This window comes from Litchfieldia alkalitelluris (genome assembly GCF_002153425.1).
Classification (GTDB): domain Bacteria; phylum Bacillota; class Bacilli; order Bacillales; family Salisediminibacteriaceae; genus Evansella; species Evansella alkalicola.
On sequence record NZ_KZ119600.1, the window covers coordinates 3,996,286 to 4,014,084 of the forward strand.

The following is a 17,799-nucleotide window of genomic DNA, read 5'->3' on the forward strand; positions in this document are numbered from 1 at the left end:
CGGGAGATTAGAAAACTCGAGTGTTATGGTTGGAAAACTCGCGTGTGATTAGGAAACACGAGTGTGATAGCTGGAAAACTAAAATAGTGTCCTTTGCAAACTTGAGTGGAGTGAATTCAGACTTTTGATTCCGGTACTTTATTGGCTCCGTTTTTTGCCGAAGCCACTGATCCAATCTTATAAAGGTAAATTAAATTGGCTTTATTTGACCGAAACCATTGAGCGAACTATGTAAAAGGAAATTAAATCGAGTTTAATTACTCAAAACCAATGCTCCAGCCTGCTAAAGGGAAATTAAATCAACTTTAATTACCCGAAACCAATGAGCGAATCCCGTAAAGGGAAATTAAATCAAGTTTATTTACCCGAACGCAACGAGCACACCTGGTAAAGGGAATTTAAATTGAGTTTAATTCCCCGAAGCCAATGAGCACACATACTAAAGGGAAATTAAATCGAGTTTAATTACTCGAAACCAATGAGCGCACCTGGTAAAGGGAAATTAAATCAGCTTTATTTACCCGAAACCAACAAGCGCACCTACTAAAGGGAAATTAAATCAACTTTATTTACCCGAAACCAATGAGCGAACCCCGTAAAGGGAAATTAAATCAAGTTTATTTACCCGAAACCAATGAGCGAACCCCGTAAAGGGAAATTAAATCAGCTTTAATTACCCGAAACCAATGAGCGAACCTGATAAAGGGAAATTAAATCAAGTTTATTTACCCGAAACCAATGAGCGAACCCCGTAAAGGGAAATTAAATCAGCTTTAATTACCCGAAACCAATGAGCGAACCTGATAAAGGGAAATTAAATCAAGTTTAATTACTCGAAACCAATGAGCACACCCGGCCCCGGGAAAATAAACCAAGAGTAATAGCCAGCACCTCACCTCCCCCACCAAAAAAAACACCCCCTATCTTAAGATAAGGAATGCTTTTCACGGTATTCACTTGGGTTCAACCCCGTTTCCTTTTTAAACACGCGACTGAAATAGTTAGGATCTTTGTAGCCAATGTTGATGGCTATTTCCTTTAAAGGCTTTTTAGGATCGAGGAGAAATCCCTTAGCCTTATTGATTCTAACCTCTGTCAAATAATCAATAAAAGTTTTCCCATAACGGTCCTTAAACAGCTTGCTCAAATAATAAGAGCTGAGCCCCACCTCTTCCGCAACCATCTCGAGGGAAATAGACTTAAGGTGGAAATGGTTGTTGATATAGTCCTTTGCACGGGCAAGCTGCCCCTTCATATCATCCTTACGCCAAGTTGCGATGGAATGAATAATATTCGTAAGTTCAACCTTCGCCGCCTCTTTTACTTGACCAGGCGTCGTTAGTAGTTGAAACTGTTCCTCATGTTCAATAGTTACACCTAATTCCTTCATTTCCCTAATTAGTACATTAAAAAAAATATCTGTACTCTTCATAATTTTTTCCAACTGATGGTTTGCCTCTTCACTCATTAATTGAAAATAAGTTTCAAAGGCTTGTAGCCCCTTTTGCAAGTCACCACTTTTCACGACTTTAAATAACTCCCGTTCATAATCATATAGTCCTTTTTCTTTCCAAGCCCGTTTCAGTTTAGGCTCAAAGGACTTAAAGTTGGAACCAGGTTTTGCATAAACATCATCAAGTGCATAAACTGCTTCTGCATAAGAAACAGAGAATTGACTAAAGTCTGAAATAACGTTACCCATGCCAGCAATGAGCTTGCAGCCCTTTTCTCGGCCCTGAAAACACTGGATTGTTTCTTTAATAATATGCTCTTTATGTTTAGCCGGCCGCAACCCATCACTTTTCAATGTAATAAATGCTGGCACTTGAAATCCGATTAATGGACCTACGATACAAGGGTGATTCTGCTCGTGCAACACCCTTTTCAAAATCCGATACCACTCCGTTTTAACACTCCTTTCTGGTATCGCAATGTGTGAATCAAAGGAAAAAACAGCAACAAAACCTTGCTGCCCATCTAATTCAAGCCATTCCGTCCATTCCTCTATGCTATGGTCATACACATAATCCATCATGAGCGAGACAATGAACTCTGATTCTGCTACTGAACTAATGCGCTGTAATCGATGGTGTATCTCTTGCTTTTCTTCTTTCACTTTGTGCAACTGTCCAATTTCCGCCGCCATTCGGTCAAAAGCTTCTAGAACAACACCCTTTTTACTTGGTTTTAACAAGTATTCTTTCACACCATACTGCATCACTTCTTGCGCATATTGAAACGTATCGAACGCCGTAACCATTATACATTTTGTATCTGGTAGTTTAGTCATGATCTCCTTAACCGCAGAAACCCCGTCCATTTCAGGCATCTTAATATCCATAAAAATAATGTCTGGCTGGTGGATCAAAGCAAATTCCACAGCTTCCTTCCCATCAGATGCTTCCGCAACGATCTCAACATCAGGTCGATTTCTGCTTAGCATTAATTTAAGTCCATCCCGTTCGATAGATTCATCATCTACCAGCATCACTCTCACTTTCATCTTCGGCTTCTCCCCCCTTCTTCATCTGTTTGACTAATTTCAATGTAACTATCGTACCTCTACCAAGTTCAGACTCAATAAACACGGCATTCCTTTTATCAATGAGCTTTAGTCGCGATATCACATTTCTTAGTCCGATTCCTGTCGAATGACCTGTACGCTTTTTGGCAGTGTAATCTTCTGCGTGCTCTGACTGAAGAAGACTCTTCCTTGTTTTTTCGTCCATACCGACCCCATTATCTTCAACCTTTAGAAAAACATAGTCCCCTTCTTCGAAAACATGTAGGAGAATTTCCCCTCCCCTTTTCATACTATCTATACCATGTACAAAGGCATTTTCTACAATTGGTTGAAGGGTTAATCTAGGAACAGGCGCCCCTAAACATGCCTCATCAATGTCCTGGTGGAACTCCACCTTCTCCCCAAACCTCGTTTTTTGGATATAGAAGTACTCTTTCACAACCTCCACTTCATCTTTTAAAACGGCTGTTTTTTCAATATTTTCGATGTTATACCGAAGCAATGTCGACACGGACGATATGAGCTCACTCGTCTCTTCTGCCCCTTCAATATACGCCTTCCTTGAAATGGTATTGAGCGTATTAAATAGGAAGTGAGGATTAATTTGATTTTGAAGACTACGAAGCTCACTTTCCTTTAAGAGCTCTGCTAATTTGGATTTTTCTTCAATATCCTTCACTGATTGATTAATATTTTTCTTCATTTCATTAAAGGTTTTTGTTAAAAAATAGAGTTCATCCTTATTTGAAATTTGAATATCCTTCCCTGTAAAGCGTCCAGCTGAAATTTCCTCAGCTGCCTTCGTCAGATGTGCAATAGGTCTCGTTATCCCCCTAGAAAACCAGAGTGCAAAGAAAATACCAAGTGTTAATATAGTGATCGATATGGTAAGGCCCATTTTATTAGAGCTATTCACCTTTTTTTCCACTAAAGTAAATAAACTTTGAAATTTCGTCAGCTCGCGGTCAATCAAAAATAGCGTCGTTTCATGAATATAATCCTGTACTTTCTCCGCTTCTCCTAAATGGTAGGAATAGGCCTGTACGTCCCGATCATTCACCAAATCAACGGTCAAATCTGTCTGTTCCAAAAAGGTAAGCATTAAATTCTCGTAGTTTTTGATTGAAATGGGATCATCATCAAAGCTTTCTATTTGATTCAGCCTACTTTTCAGTTCTTGTAACTGTTGCTTCTTGCTATGAAATTCGGCTAGATTTCTAGAATCAGGCTCCAATACGTATAAATAAAGGGAGTTGTACGTCTCTTTCGTTTTTTGCGAAATCTCATTTTTTATAAAAAGCATGTCTAAACTACTCTCATAATAGTCCAGTGCCTGCTTACTATTTTGATCTTGTATATAAGATAAAACGATCGTTAAGCTGACAATAACAGTGAAATATACTAATAATTTCGTCCGTATTTTTACCATGGCCGAATCTCCACTTGTCCATAATCATTGACGATTTGAAAACCATTCTTTAAATCTTCTTTTCTAATAATACTTGTGCTCGTATGATAGACTTTATCGACTTCTTTACCATTAATGATATCTAGCATTATCCCTACACTGCGATATCCCATCTCAAAGGGTTCTTGGGCAACAACAGCATCTATTTTGCCCTGATCTAGAAGTGCGAGAGTTTCATCAAGTGTATCAAACGCAACGATATATATATCATCTCGATTTAATGCAGTAACGGTTGAAACTACTCCCAAACCATCTAAGGCGCTTGTTCCATAAAAAGCTGTGATGTGAGGATATGTCTTCAGCATTTTATCCGCCTTCTCCGATGCCCCTACCCTAGAATTATTCGACTCCTCAATAGTAACGACCTGAATTCCTGGTTCATCCTCCACAGCGTCTTTAAATCCTTGAACGCGCTGTTGCATATGTGTAGAGGCAAGACTATTTGCAATAATACCTACTACCGCCTCCCCCTCTAAGTCAGCTATTAAAGCATGACCTGCTAGTTTTCCAGAACGATAATTATCAGTACCTATGTAAGAAATGCGGTAACTATTTGGTTCGTCCGTATCAATCGTTACAACTGGAATCCCTTGAACCAACGCTTTATTTATTAAGGGGGTAAACAATTCATCATTCAAAGCTTGAACGATAATTCCATCCACTCTCTTCGCGATAGCCATTTCCAATAGCCTTACTTGTTCATCTTGATTAGAGTTTTGTGGACCAGTAAATTCTACAAAAACATCATAGTAATCCTCCGCTTGTTTCGCTCCAGCTTCTACAAGTTTCCAATATTCATGATCCAACTCTTCGCTGATCAAAACGAGGTGGTGCGCAGGCATCGGTGTTTTTGCAACAATATCTAACATCTGCTCCTCATAGTTCTTCACTTCCAAATAATAAAACAATGATAAAAAAGCGCTTCCAATTAGTGTAGCTATTAGAAGCACATATATAATTAGGCGACCTCTCACTTTCATACCACATTCTCCTTCAGCACCAATGATCATCCGAATCTGTCTCTTTTATTCTACTACACTCACACTAAGTTATCGGTAGAAATGTTGTGAACAACAGTCGTTTATTAGTTTAGTTGATCAACGGCTGTGATGATCAGGTGTTATTGACAGATTTGGGTGTCGAAGCTTCAAATCTGTCGGTATTACCTCCTCTTATCGACAGTTTTACTTGCTGAAGCTTCAACTCTGTCGGTATGAGCGCCTCTTACCGACAGTTTGCTTTGCTGGAGCTTGATATCTGTCGGTATTATTGATTCTTATCGACAGTTTTACTTGCTGAAGCTTCAACTCTGTCGGTATGAGCGCCTCTTACCGACAGTTTGCTTTGCTGGAGCTTGATATCTGTCGGTATTATTGATTCTTATCGACAGTTTTACTTGCTGAAGCTTCAACTCTGTCGGTATGAGCGCCTCTTACCGACAGTTTGCTTTGCTGGAGCTTGATATCTGTCGGTATTATTGATTCTTATCGACAGTTTTACTTGCTGAAGCTTCAACTCTGTCGGTATGAGCGCCTCTTACCGACAGTTTGCTTTGCTGGAGCTTGATATCTGTCGGTATTATTGATTCTTATCGACAGTTTTACTTGCTGAAGCTTCAACTCTGTCGGTATGAGCGCCTCTTACCGACAGTTTGCTTTGCTGGAGCTTGATATCTGTCGGTATTATTGATTCTTATCGACAGTTTTACTTGCTGAAGCTTCAACTCTGTCGGTATGAGCGCCTCTTACCGACAGTTTGCTTTGCTGGAGCTTGATATCTGTCGGTATTATTGATTCTTATCGACAGTTTTACTTGCTGAAGCTTCAACTCTGTCGGTATGAGCGCCTCTTACCGACAGTTTGCTTTGCTGGAGCTTGATATCTGTCGGTATTATTGATTCTTATCGACAGTTTTACTTGCTGAAGCTTCAACTCTGTCGGTATGAGCGCCTCTTACCGACAGTTTGCTTTGCTGGAGCTTGATATCTGTCGGTATTATTGATTCTTATCGACAGTTTTACTTGCTGAAGCTTCAACTCTGTCGGTATGAGCGCCTCTTACCGACAGTTTGCTTTGCTGGAGCTTGATATCTGTCGGTATTATTGATTCTTATCGACAGTTTTACTTGCTGAAGCTTCAACTCTGTCGGTATGAGCGCCTCTTACCGACAGTTTGCTTTGCTGGAGCTTGATATCTGTCGGTATTATTGATTCTTATCGACAGTTTTACTTGCTGAAGCTTCAACTCTGTCGGTATGAGCGCCTCTTACCGACAGTTTGCTTTGCTGGAGCTTGATATCTGTCGGTATTATTGATTCTTATCGACAGTTTTACTTGCTGGAGCTTGAAAACTGTCGTTATTATTGCTGCTTATCGACAATTTTTCTTGCTGGAGCTTCAAATCTGTCGGTATTATTGCTTCTTATCGACAGTTTTCATTGCTGTAGCCTCAAATCTGTCGGTATGAGCGCCTCTTATCGACAGTTTGCTTTGCTGGAGCTTGATATCTGTCGGTATTATTGATTCTTATCGACAGTTTTGGTTGCTGAAGCTTGATAACTGTCGGTATTATTGCTCCTTATCGACTGTTTTCTTTGCTGGACCTTGGAATCTGTCGGTATTATTGATTCTTATCGACAGTTTTACTTGCTCAATCCTGAAATCTGTCGGTATGAGCACTTCTTATCGACTGTTTTGGTTGCTGAAGCTTCAAATCTGTCGGTATGAGCGCCTCTTATCGACAGTTTTTCTTGCTCAATTCTGAAATCTGTCGTTATTATTGCTTCTTATCGACAGTTTTACTTGCTGGAGCTTGAAAACTGTCGTTATTATTGCTGCTTATCGACAATTTTTCTTGCTGGAGCTTCAAATCTGTCGGTATTATTGCTTTATATCGACAGTTTTGGTTGCTGAAGCTTGATAACTGTCGGTATTATTGCTTCTTATCGACTGTTTTACTTGCTGGAGCTTCAAATCTGTCGTTATTATTGATTCTTATCGACAGTTTTACTTGCTGAAGCTTCAAAACTGTCGTTATTATTGATTCTTATCGACAGTTTTACTTGCTGAAGCTTGATAACTGTCGGTATTATTGCTCCTTATCGACTGTTTTCTTTGCTGGACCTTGGAATCTGTCGGTATTATTGCTCCTTATCGACTGTTTTCTTTGCTGGACCTTGGAATCTGTCGGTATTATTGATTCTTATCGACAGTTTTGGTGGCTGTAGCTTCAAATCTGTCGGTATGAACACTTTCCATCGACAGTTTTACTGGATAAAGCTATAAAAACGGTCTTAAACACCAGAACTGCCCCAATACTCACTTTATTCCAAGCTTTCGTGAACACCAGAACCGTCCCTGCGTTCATCCAAGCTTTCGTGAACAACAGAACCGTCCCTGCGTTCACCACACACCAGCCACTATCCAACGCTCAACACACACGTTCACAATCAAGCGCTGGATCTAGCTTCTTCACCTTTTTCGTCCTCCACCAATCCCATGGACTGCCATTTTCGGCTTCGCCAACGGAACAGCATCAAGATTGCGCGAATCCACTCGTCTGCAAGGAGAGCAATCCAAACTCCAATGAGCCCCCACCCAAGATAGATACCTAAGAAATAGGCAAGGGTAACACTAATTCCCCACATGGAGATAATCCCAACAATTACTGGATAACGGGCGTCACCTGCTGCCCTCAATGCGCTAATCACAACCATATTTGTTGTTCGACCAGGCTCGATGAAAACACCAATAATTAACAGTATTGCTCCAATTGCAATGATTTCTTGGTCACTGGTGAAGAGTCCTAAGAAGAATTCACCAAAAACAGCTAAGATGATAGCGCCTGATACGGCAACTAACAACGATATTCTTAAACCACGGAACATGCGCTTATAAGCATAATTGGTCAAGCCAGCCCCAACCAACTGTCCGATATAAATTTGCATCCCTTTGGACATGGCCATAGAAAACGTGGTAATTACCCATGCATAATTGAGCGTATAAACCCTAGTGGAAAGGGCGACGGTCCCAAGAATGGTGATGAATACAGTAATCAAAAGTTGGCTGGCATTATGAGATAAATGCTCGCCCGCCCCTGGGATACCAATCTTCAATATTTTTTTCACATATTCGCCTTTCAACATGAAATATTCCCGAATCTTTATTTTTACCTCTACGCGTTTGTAAAGAAGATAGAAAAGGACGAGCATGGCTAACAGACGGCACGCGGCAGTCGAGATCGCCACCCCCATTACGCCTAACTGTGGTACGCCGAGGGCACCGAATATAAACAGATAGTTACCGATGATGTTTAGAATGTTCATTCCGATAGAAACATACATAACGTCCTTCGTGTTCCCCTGCGCTTGAAGCACGGAGAAAATGGTGATCACCATCGCCTGAATGAACATGGATCCACCGACGATGAGCATGTATATATTTGCGTATTCCAATAGCTCAGGGGTTAAATCGAATATCCCTAACAGCGGTTCTCGGAAAAATATGAGGATACCGCTGATCACCACGCCAAAAAGAAGATTCATGAACATGGCATTGGCAATCGTAGCACTCACATCTTTCGGCTTTCTCGCCCCAACGAACTGGGCCACAACTACTCCACAACCCATGGCTGCAAAATTAAAAAGAACAATGGAAATGATAAGAATTTGATTCACAACGCCAATTGCTGCTACTGCTTCGTCTGATACAAAACTTAGCATGAATACGTCCACAAACTGCATGAGCGTTTGCAGCGACACTTCAATTAAAATTGGCCAAGTAATCGCAAATAAAGATATTTTCTGTAAGGTCGCTTTTGTCTCTTCAGACTGGGCGCTACCATCTATTTCACTTAAACTATGATTATATTGATCTTGCTTTTTCATCTGCTCCTCCTCTATGCATCAACCATTATGTCATGTGCAGATAACATACCCTTTAGTATACTGAATTTCCGAGCAAAAAAAATGGTTCTGTTACAAAAAAATCGAGTTGGTCGGAATTGTCAAATCAAAAGCGGAATTGTGAACACAGGGACGGTTCTTCCGTTCACGGTGGTGTGAACACAGGGACGGTTCTTCCGTTCACGGTGTCAATGACATAGGGTGCTACTTTTTGTCCTAAAAAAGAAAAACGAGCAGGTTCAAAGGAACCATGCTCGTTTCTATTGATAAAATCACCAAAAAACATTAAAAGATTTTATGAAAATAAAGCCAGCCTGCAAAATTCACAACAGCAAAGTAAACAATATACAGAATTACAGAACTTACTATGAAACTTACAAAGTTACTTTCAGCACTCCAGTTTTTAAACAAATAAACTACATTCGGTATCATTCCAAACCAAAATAAATAGATAAGAGCTTTGTTAACATTGTTAAACCAAGTATCAGGCTCTGATGTCATAAACATCCCAAAGATTAGTAAGATACATACAACAAAATGTAAAGGACCGGACATTAAATTAATGATTAAATATTTCTTTAACATTAACATTTATACCCATCCTCCCTTACATAGAAAGAGCAAACTGGTATATCTCTCGCATATCTGTTCAAGAGATAAGTAAAGTAGAGCCCTGCCCTCCCCTTCTCACCCGCAGTTACCTATTTTCCTCGTCCCGTCTCTCAGAGCCACTACATCATACAAGTGAGCCAAACCTGTACCCACTAATCCAAATACTCCAGTCCAACCGTTTCAGCCGTCTCTAGCTGAAACAGCCACTTACCTGTATCTGCGTCCTCTTCCCAAACCGTAAACAGTTCCTCACGAAGTAGTCCCTCGCCTGTCTTTTGCATCAAGGTCAAAACAACGTTAGCATCAGAACCAGAATCACCGTACTCAATCTCAAAGTTCTCTAGTTCTTTTAGAGTGACAACGTCCTCATTACCTGCCATTGCATTCACATAGTAATCAGTCGTTAAGTCGGTTTCCAAATAAATGTATGCCTTGTCCCAATTCTGCGCCTTTACCGCTTCTACATACTGATGAATGGAATCTTCTAAACTATTTTCTTCCGATGCGGAGCTGAGCAGTTCACACCCAATTAATAGTAAGGCAGAAAAAATGAATAAAGGTACTACCAATTTAATAGTCTTCATTTTCTGGGCTCCCTCGTTTCTGTTTCAAATGTCCACCACTTTAAACCAAACAATTCTGACCTATCTAAATTTTGAACAACACACTCAATTCCCCTACAAAAACATCATATTTTTCCAATCAAGCAAACAATGCAATATTAAACTTTAATTCCCCAGAGCCATTCCCAAAACCTAATTTCCTTGAATTCTATTTAAAACCATGCCTTCCAACTTAGAAAACTTAAAAATGCCAGTCAGTGTTAATAAGAGAATAATAGTGATGGCGCCTACAGTGCTATATTCAAAGTTAATCCACTCAAACCAAAGCAAACTGAGTGGGTATATGATGACGAGCGTGATTAGATAAGGAAGGATCATCACCACGTATAACCCTTTTCCCTTCCAATACTTGAATAGGTCACGCCACTTCGTTTCATTCATATGGAATGCTTTTTTTATCAACATAAACGTAAATAACAATACGCCAACGTAAGACAAAGAGCCTAATATGCTTATGAAAAAATAAGATATGATGAATATGAATAGGTTCAACTTCGACCCTCCATTGTATAAATTATTCCTCAGTTACACCTTTGAATGATCACTCATTATGAACGATATAGAAAACGCATACTCCCCAATAACAGCCCTACCAGCACCAAGCCCAAACCTACAAATTCTCCGAAAAAGCCATTTGGATTTATGTAATAAAAGACGAATCCAGTCAATACTAAGAGGATGGAAAAAATCAGGACTTCTGTTTCAGATTTTTCTTCATGATAGGTACTAAACAAAACAAAGCTAATTACAATTGCTATGATGATTAAAATTACTAGATAAATAGTCATTTGATCCATACGCCTCCTTCACCAATCAAATCTGTTTATGTAGTCTATGAAAAAGTCAATATGTTTTCCTATTGTCATATACGAGGCTGTGTCAGAAGTACACAACCTAGTAAAAGGAATCTTAGCGCCTACGACGACGTGATTTTTCATGAAGCGAGTTTTACCAACCTCACTAATGCTATGATTGTCGGTAATCCAGTCCCTAAAAGGACCAACGGCAAAAGAAGAATACCAATGCCATCTCCCCACCCCAAGGCTATCACAGTGCTATTAACCATCAACACTGAAAAAAGGATGAGAATGACGTTTTTTAAAGTACCAATGAGCGTTCGTGAAATTCGGTAGGCCTCTGCTGCATTTAATTCTGTAATTTCTACAGGATAATTATGGAGATGCGGATATTTTTCTAGGACATGCATGAGCACATATAGAACTGCTCCAACTGCCAGAAGCACCACCAACTCCCATATGGAGCCATGTCGATTTACTTCTCCAGTTGCACCAAAATGGGCAGGAACCTGGTCAGGCAAGTTACTCCAAATAACAACTAGGAAAACGACACTTCCTAAAAATATTAGGATACTTATGATAGACAGAAAACGTTCGAATGCTGATTTTTCTAATTCTTCAAGTGGAATCTTAGGTCGGTTTGAATTAAAAATACCCAATTACATTACTCCTTACTTTCTTTTTAATGGCTATGAGGAATTTCGATGTGGATTTGATTTATATCATCATGTTCATTTAACAAAATCTTTTTATGAAACTCAACTCACTCATAGTATCCTTTCGCTTCTGGCAATGCCTTGTATTCCTCTTTCGAAGAAACAATGTCGTGAATATACTCCTCAAGTTTAATCAGATTGCGAACGTCCTCTGGATATTCGCAATAACTTGTATAGGAAAAGCTTTTTGATTCACCATTCATTTGAACCGTCCATGTCGAAAACGAAGGTGGTTCAATTTCACATTCTTTGTTTTCTGAAAAATCGGTTGCTGCTAATATATCTATTTTCATCATTTCTTCATATATTTCCTGCTTTTCTAGTTTAGCAAGTGAAATGCTAGCCTCGATTGTTCCATCCTCAATAAGGTCTTTAACAACAATATGATTAAAAGTATCTATTTTTTGTTTTCCATATGTCCCGTATGTAAGGCTGAAATCAAAGTCATCTGGCATCATATTATTCTTTGTATCATCTTGCAAACTATTACACCCAAATGGAATGATGATTGTGATGGCCATAATAATTAGCAACATTATTAATCGCATGTTCTTCATATGCGAACCCCCTATCACAGGAGGGACGGTTCTCCCGTTTACATTTGTCAGACAATTATAAACGCGAGAACCGCCCCTGTGTTTCACCCCACGTATTTCACCTTTTTAGTTCCTGTCTCAGTTTCTCAAAATCATTAGCACGTATGAATTTTGAATAGAGATCTACTCGTCTGTCATTTTTTCCTTTAATAAATATAGAAATCTTATCATCATCTATGTTTACATTTCCTACATCAGACATCATTACTTTTTCTCTTGGAAATGGAAAACCACGATGAATAGAAATGGAGTCCTCATCTAAACGTACATAATCAATCTTTTGGATCCTAAAGTAACTGAATGATAAAAATAAATTTAGTACTAGGTTTAGTACAATTAAAGAGTGAAAAAATGTATGATAATCAGTATTTCTTATCAACAGCAACATAATCACGCTCAAAATTGCAACGACTAGCGACATGACACCAGCAAAAATCCAAGCTCCCCTTACCCTATATTTGAATACCAAACCTCACCCTCCTTGATTAAAAAGATTATTTACTCTCACATAGGTTAATAATACAGGTCTGATTCACTAACTTAAGTGTAACATAAGGGACGGTTCTTGCGTTTACAATTGTCAGACAATTGTAAACGCAAGAACCGTCCCCATGTTTACTCAAATACGTCCAAATCTGCTCTTTTACCAAATAAAATACTCTCTAATGCCAGAGCTAGCAAATGATGCACCTTATTAAACTTCTCATTCATAAAATCCAAGTTACTCAACATGATTATAGTCTTTTTCAAACTTTTATAGCTGATTAGAGCAGAACAGTAGCCGGCCCAATATCCATCATGAAGAACAATATCCTGATACTCTGGATGTTGCTCGAGTTTCCACCCAAGTCCATAACCTCCGTACTCATTGTGTAACCCTGGACAATAGCCCGTCGAAGCCCTGACGTCTCCTTCGACTAAAGCAGGTTTTAACAAAATGTCAGTGGCCTCTTTTGACAACAATCGATTGTTGTAGAGTGATTGCTCCCAAATCAATAAATCGTCTACTGTCGATTTTATTCCCCCATCGCCCTTTACACCATCGAAAAAGTAAACATATTTGTGCTCATCTAATTCATGCGGAAAATAGTAATGGTCTTTTTCCCAATCATAAATAAATCCTGTAGCATACTTTTCTAACTTCCTATCAAGAAACTGTGAATAAACAGATGAATTTTTCATTTCTAGAGGAACAAATATGTTTTTGCTTAAATATTCCCCGTATGACATCTGCGTGACTGCCTCAATTATTTCCGCTTGTTTATGGCAAACTAATAATGTAGGGTATGGCAATTAATTTATGCCGGCCCCGAGGGGCCGGCATAAATTAAAAAAGGCCACTTGCAATCTTCTCCAAATAACTTTAAACTCCTCGTTGGACCAACAACGTTTGACAGGAGGATATTAGGAGATGTTGAAAGTGGCACAAATAGATTATATCAGATATGAAGTGAATCAAAAAGGTGAAACATATGCCAATGTAGCAAGGAGAATGGAGATAGATCCAAGGACTGTAACGAAATATGCGAATCAAGAAGAATTTAACGTAAAGGAACCACAAAAACGAATTTCTAGAGTTATGGATCCAGTAAAACCAATTCTAGATAAGTGGATTAAAGAGGATCTTAAAAAGAAAAAGAAGAATCATAGAACGGCCAAAAAGATGTATGAGCAATTAGTAAAGTTTCATAGTTTCAAAGGGTCAGCCCGCTCAGTAAGAGCTTATGTATCTCATCGTAAGAAGGAAATAAAGGAGTATATTGAAGGAGCTGCCCTTCCGCTGGAAGCAATACCAGGTACAGCACAGGTGGATTTTGGAGAAGCCCCTTTCAAATATTTAGGGGAAGTAATTGACCTTCCATACTTAGTAATGTCATTCCAGAACAGTAATACATTCTACTTTCAGGTATTTCCTTCGGAAAACACAGAGTGCTTGTTGGAAGGTTTACAGAGAATGTTCCGTCATATGGGTGGAGTACCAAACACCATTCGCTTTGATAATTTATCACCTGCAGTAAAAAAGATAAAAGGAAAAGGAGAACGAAGTCTAACAGATACTTTTGAACGTTTTGTTTTACACTATGGCTTCCAGTATGAATTCTGTAATCCTGGCAAAGGAAATGAAAAAGGGCATGTAGAGGCAATGGTTAAATATGTTCGGAACAACTTCCTCTTACCTGAATGTACTATAACTAACTTGGATGAGTTTAATAGTACTCTATGGAAAGTAGCAGAAGATGATAGAGAACGCCCACACTATCTAAAGCACGTACTCCAATCAGAATTATATAAGGAAGATCAAGAAGCATGGCTGATACTGCCTGAGAAATCGTTTGACTGTACACGATATGAACAAGTAAAGGCTGATAAGTATGGAATTGTATCAATAGACAATAAAGAGTATTCAACTTCTCCTAGATTCGCCAGGCAAAAGGTAAGAGTTTGTATAACTTATAATTCTATTACGGTTTTAAATGAGGACCATGAAATCGTTGTAACTCACCATCGACTTTACGGGGTTAGGCGTAGGTCAATGATATGGCAGCCCTATCTTGATTTATTATCAAGACGGCCAAAGGCTATTAAATATACAAGTTTGTATGATCAATTTCCTTATGAGTGGTCGAAATACTTAAGAGAATGTACGGAGGAGGAACAGAAAGCAGCCTTACGGCTTTTAGGGAGTCTATTAAAAAATAATGATTTCACGCTACTCAATGAGGCCCTAAGAATAGCTTCCGCGCATGGGCACCCTAATACAGACCAAATAAAGCATTGCTTTTATTCTTTACTCAATCAGAGCAATTCTCATGCGGCGATAACTCCTCGTTTCAGAGTACCAACAATGCCGGATGCCTCAAGAGGGTTAACCCATTATGATGCCTTCTTCCAAGAAGGGGGTGTCGCAAGGTGAATGAACAAATAGCACTATATGCCAAGCGTCTGAAGCTCAGTTGGACGAAGGAGAACTATAACAATATCAAAGCAAACAGTAATGAGGAGTTCCTTCTAAAGCTTTTAGAAAAGGAAGTAGAAGCACGAGAAGAGCGCAAGGTTAATCTCTTATTAAGCCAAGCTCAACTTCCCAAAACGGGGTCCCAGCCGTTTCAGTGGGAGCATATACAAATTCCACAAGGAATTGATAGAGATACTGTATTAAATGGGGATTTTATTAAAGATAGGGAGAATCTCATTTTGTATGGAGGAGTTGGGACGGGGAAAACCTACTTAGCAACCTTACTGTCCTTAAATGCCATATATAAGTTTGGCTATAAGGTGAAATTTTTTACCGTGGCAGGTTTAGTAAATAAATTAATAGAAGCCAATCAGCAAGGGACGTTACCTAAGCTGATGAAACAGATAGATAAGCTAGACAATCTGGTTTTGGACGAATTGGGTTACATCCCCTTAAATAAGGAGGGGGCTGAACTACTTTTTCAGGTGATTTCCATGTGTTATGAGAATCGAAGTATGGTAATCACCACCAACCTTCAATTCGGTCAATGGAACCATGTATTTGGAGATCCGATCCTTACTGAGGCAGTCATTGACCGGCTGATACATCATTCACATTTATTAGTATTTAAAGGTGATAGTTTTCGATATAAAGAGTCTTTACTAAACAAGTAAATAGGAGGTGCAAGTGGCATACATTTTTAATTGCCATTTCATACATTTTTTACTTGCCAAATACACCGCTAATAATACGTAACCAGTATTACAATACTCCCACTGCGCATTCGCTTGAAATAATACCTTTGGCTTTTGATTTTCTAGGTAAAAAAGCACGTCCTCATTACTAACTATTTTGTTTTGATCCCAGTTTTCTGGATTCTCAAACCACGCCATGTAGTCTGGCAATCCAGAGGTGTGATTCAACAGATTCTTAATAGTAATATTTTTGTAAGGCAATGTTGGAAAAAATCGTTCAATGTCCTCCTCTAGGTGAAGTCTATTCTGTTCCACTAACATCATGACGGCCGTGGCTGTGAAGCTTTTTGAAATAGACGATATTTCAAAAACTGAGTCAATGGATTGTAATGTTGTTAATGACTGTTTACCAACCGCCCTTTTATAAAAAGCTGTGCCCTCATCTCCTAATAAGACAACTCCACTAAATAGGCGATTATTCGAGACTGTCGATTTATTGTAGTTTATTTCACTTCTATCCCTTATTTCACAAACTTCTTGGCTTTTATTGAGTTTTTTCACAAAGTTTCACTATTTTAATGCTTTCTGCCCTTTTTAAGGCCTTCGATATTGTCCTAATTTACTTAATTTGGGCAGACGGGGGCCTTTATCCGATTTTCGCATTTTTTATAACGGTAAAAAGGCTTTATAGGTTCAGCTAATTTCTTCACCATTATTTTCAAGTTGATAACCATTGCCGTCAATTTAGATGTTATCCTTAATGATTCTCTCCCTCTTGTTCTTGGTTTCCTGAGTCCATGATGGTTGGCTGCTTCATTATTCGTTCTTTCCACATCGTACCGATCCCTTAATGCATCTTTTCCAACTTCAGTTAAATTATAGGATTTTCCTTGTTCCATTATTTCATAGTAATCACTGATAAAAACGGTACGACCTTTTTCATTGGTTGTACATTGTTCAAATAGTGGACAAACTTGACAAGTTTTCGCTTCGAATTTGAATTGATTCCCTTGATTTACGTTATTTCGCACTTTCTTAGAAGTCGAATACCCTTGAGGACAGATGACCTCATCCAAATTGGCATCATAAACAAACCAATCGCTTTCTAATAACCCCGTTGGATTTTTATATTTTTGTATAGGAGCTGTCATTAAAATTTTCATTCCTTGTATTTTCTGACGATTTTCACCTGTGCCATAGGCCGTATCACCTATGAGCTGTTTCGGTGCAATTCCGTAACTACCTATCATTTCTTTCACCATTGGACCAAGACGCTCTCCGTCCCACTCATTGCCTGGAATGGGTTCAATATTCAAGACTAATCCGTTCTCCCTCGACTCTAAGACTTGGATTTTATCTCCGGTAAACTTCAAGGATTTCGATTTATATCCACTCCGAATTTCTGGATCATAGGCACTTCGAATTCGATCTTTTGGTTTTTCTTTTTTTGATAATTCTTGGTACTGGGGTTGTCCCTGTTCGGCCCCTTCGTGCTTATCCTGATCAATTGATTTAGTGTTTTCCTGTAAAATTTGATAGAGAATGGCTTGAAGTTCCAAACAACGAAGTTGTTGTTTTGATTTCTTCCATGTCCAGAATATAGGTTTTACTTTTTCATTTTCTAGCCAATGTAACAGGCTATAGGCTTCCACCACCAGGCGACTAAATAATACCAATCGTCGCTTTTCAGGTATTTGATCCGAGAGTGGCTTCATAAAGCTTTTGAGTGCACAATCCTTTTGAAGATAGGTATACAGCTTTGGATATGTACGTTCGATGTGATGAATAATTTGAAGGATTCCTTGTTGGATTAAGCGATACGACCCTACTTTGGCAATGTTAGCATACGTATGAAAGGAATCAATAAGCCAACGATCATCTTCTTTCCCCCACAGCCCTTTGTCTAAAGC

Annotated in this window: 16 protein-coding genes; 2 read left to right on the forward strand and 14 right to left on the reverse strand. The window is 39.0% G+C overall.

Annotated elements, in window-relative coordinates:
* Positions 1–925: 925 nt before the first annotated feature.
* The 12 genes from BW724_RS18970 to BW724_RS19030 all read right to left on the reverse strand — a co-directional run bounded on the left by BW724_RS18970 (position 926) and on the right by BW724_RS19030 (position 13,531).
* Positions 926–2,503: a response regulator transcription factor gene (locus tag BW724_RS18970; RefSeq protein WP_088076700.1), complete on the reverse strand. Its 1,578-nt coding sequence runs from the start codon at positions 2,501–2,503 to the stop codon at positions 926–928.
* Entirely contained in the window at positions 2,475–3,953 is a 1,479-nt protein-coding gene (locus BW724_RS18975) for a sensor histidine kinase (RefSeq protein WP_088076701.1), read from the reverse strand. The genes BW724_RS18970 and BW724_RS18975 overlap by 29 nt, the downstream gene beginning before the upstream one ends.
* The gene (locus BW724_RS18980) at positions 3,947–4,972 is read right to left on the reverse strand and encodes a sugar-binding protein (protein ID WP_235849020.1); all 1,026 of its coding nucleotides are present in this window, start codon (positions 4,970–4,972) and stop codon (positions 3,947–3,949) included. Before BW724_RS18980 ends, BW724_RS18975 begins: the two co-directional genes overlap by 7 nt.
* A 2,467-nt stretch (positions 4,973–7,439) precedes the next feature.
* A complete protein-coding gene (locus BW724_RS18990; RefSeq protein ID WP_088076703.1) occupies positions 7,440–8,876 on the reverse strand; it encodes an MATE family efflux transporter in 1,437 nt (478 codons plus the stop codon).
* Between the two features lie 303 nt (positions 8,877–9,179).
* Entirely contained in the window at positions 9,180–9,485 is a 306-nt protein-coding gene (locus BW724_RS18995) for a hypothetical protein (protein ID WP_088076704.1), read from the reverse strand.
* 173 nt (positions 9,486–9,658) lie between these two features.
* Complete coding sequence (locus BW724_RS19000; RefSeq protein ID WP_088076705.1) at positions 9,659–10,090, reverse strand: hypothetical protein; 432 nt, start codon at positions 10,088–10,090, stop codon at positions 9,659–9,661.
* A gap of 171 nt (positions 10,091–10,261) precedes the next feature.
* On the reverse strand, positions 10,262–10,621 hold the full coding sequence (locus BW724_RS19005) for a hypothetical protein (protein ID WP_088076706.1): 360 nt from the start codon (positions 10,619–10,621) through the stop codon (positions 10,262–10,264).
* A gap of 56 nt (positions 10,622–10,677) precedes the next feature.
* Complete coding sequence (locus BW724_RS19010) at positions 10,678–10,926, reverse strand: hypothetical protein (protein WP_088076707.1); 249 nt, start codon at positions 10,924–10,926, stop codon at positions 10,678–10,680.
* Between the two features lie 137 nt (positions 10,927–11,063).
* Entirely contained in the window at positions 11,064–11,585 is a 522-nt protein-coding gene (locus BW724_RS19015) for a DUF1648 domain-containing protein (protein WP_088076708.1), read from the reverse strand.
* 104 nt (positions 11,586–11,689) lie between these two features.
* A complete protein-coding gene (locus tag BW724_RS19020) occupies positions 11,690–12,199 on the reverse strand; it encodes a hypothetical protein (protein ID WP_088076709.1) in 510 nt (169 codons plus the stop codon).
* A 97-nt stretch (positions 12,200–12,296) separates the two neighbouring features.
* Entirely contained in the window at positions 12,297–12,707 is a 411-nt protein-coding gene (locus BW724_RS19025) for a hypothetical protein (protein WP_088076710.1), read from the reverse strand.
* 146 nt (positions 12,708–12,853) lie between these two features.
* Positions 12,854–13,531 (reverse strand): serine hydrolase domain-containing protein, encoded by a 678-nt coding sequence (locus BW724_RS19030; protein WP_140355014.1) that lies wholly within the window; start codon positions 13,529–13,531, stop codon positions 12,854–12,856.
* 118 nt (positions 13,532–13,649) lie between these two features.
* On the opposite strand from BW724_RS19030, the gene istA reads away from it, so the two are divergent.
* Both istA and istB read left to right on the forward strand, forming a co-directional pair.
* A complete protein-coding gene (gene istA, locus BW724_RS19035) occupies positions 13,650–15,152 on the forward strand; it encodes an IS21 family transposase (protein WP_088076712.1) in 1,503 nt (500 codons plus the stop codon).
* Positions 15,149–15,868 carry an IS21-like element helper ATPase IstB gene (istB, locus tag BW724_RS19040; RefSeq protein WP_088073339.1) on the forward strand — a complete coding sequence of 240 codons (720 nt, stop codon included), beginning with the start codon at positions 15,149–15,151 and terminating at the stop codon, positions 15,866–15,868. Before istA ends, istB begins: the two co-directional genes overlap by 4 nt.
* On the opposite strand, the gene BW724_RS19045 is transcribed toward istB, so the two are convergent.
* Together BW724_RS19045 and BW724_RS19050 are read right to left on the reverse strand one after the other, a co-directional pair.
* Complete coding sequence (locus BW724_RS19045; protein WP_088076713.1) at positions 15,857–16,450, reverse strand: serine hydrolase domain-containing protein; 594 nt, start codon at positions 16,448–16,450, stop codon at positions 15,857–15,859. The two genes, istB and BW724_RS19045, sit on opposite strands and share 12 nt — an antisense overlap.
* A gap of 62 nt (positions 16,451–16,512) precedes the next feature.
* On the reverse strand, positions 16,513–17,799 hold a 1,287-nt coding region (locus BW724_RS19050), incomplete at its 5' end, for a transposase (protein ID WP_205160374.1).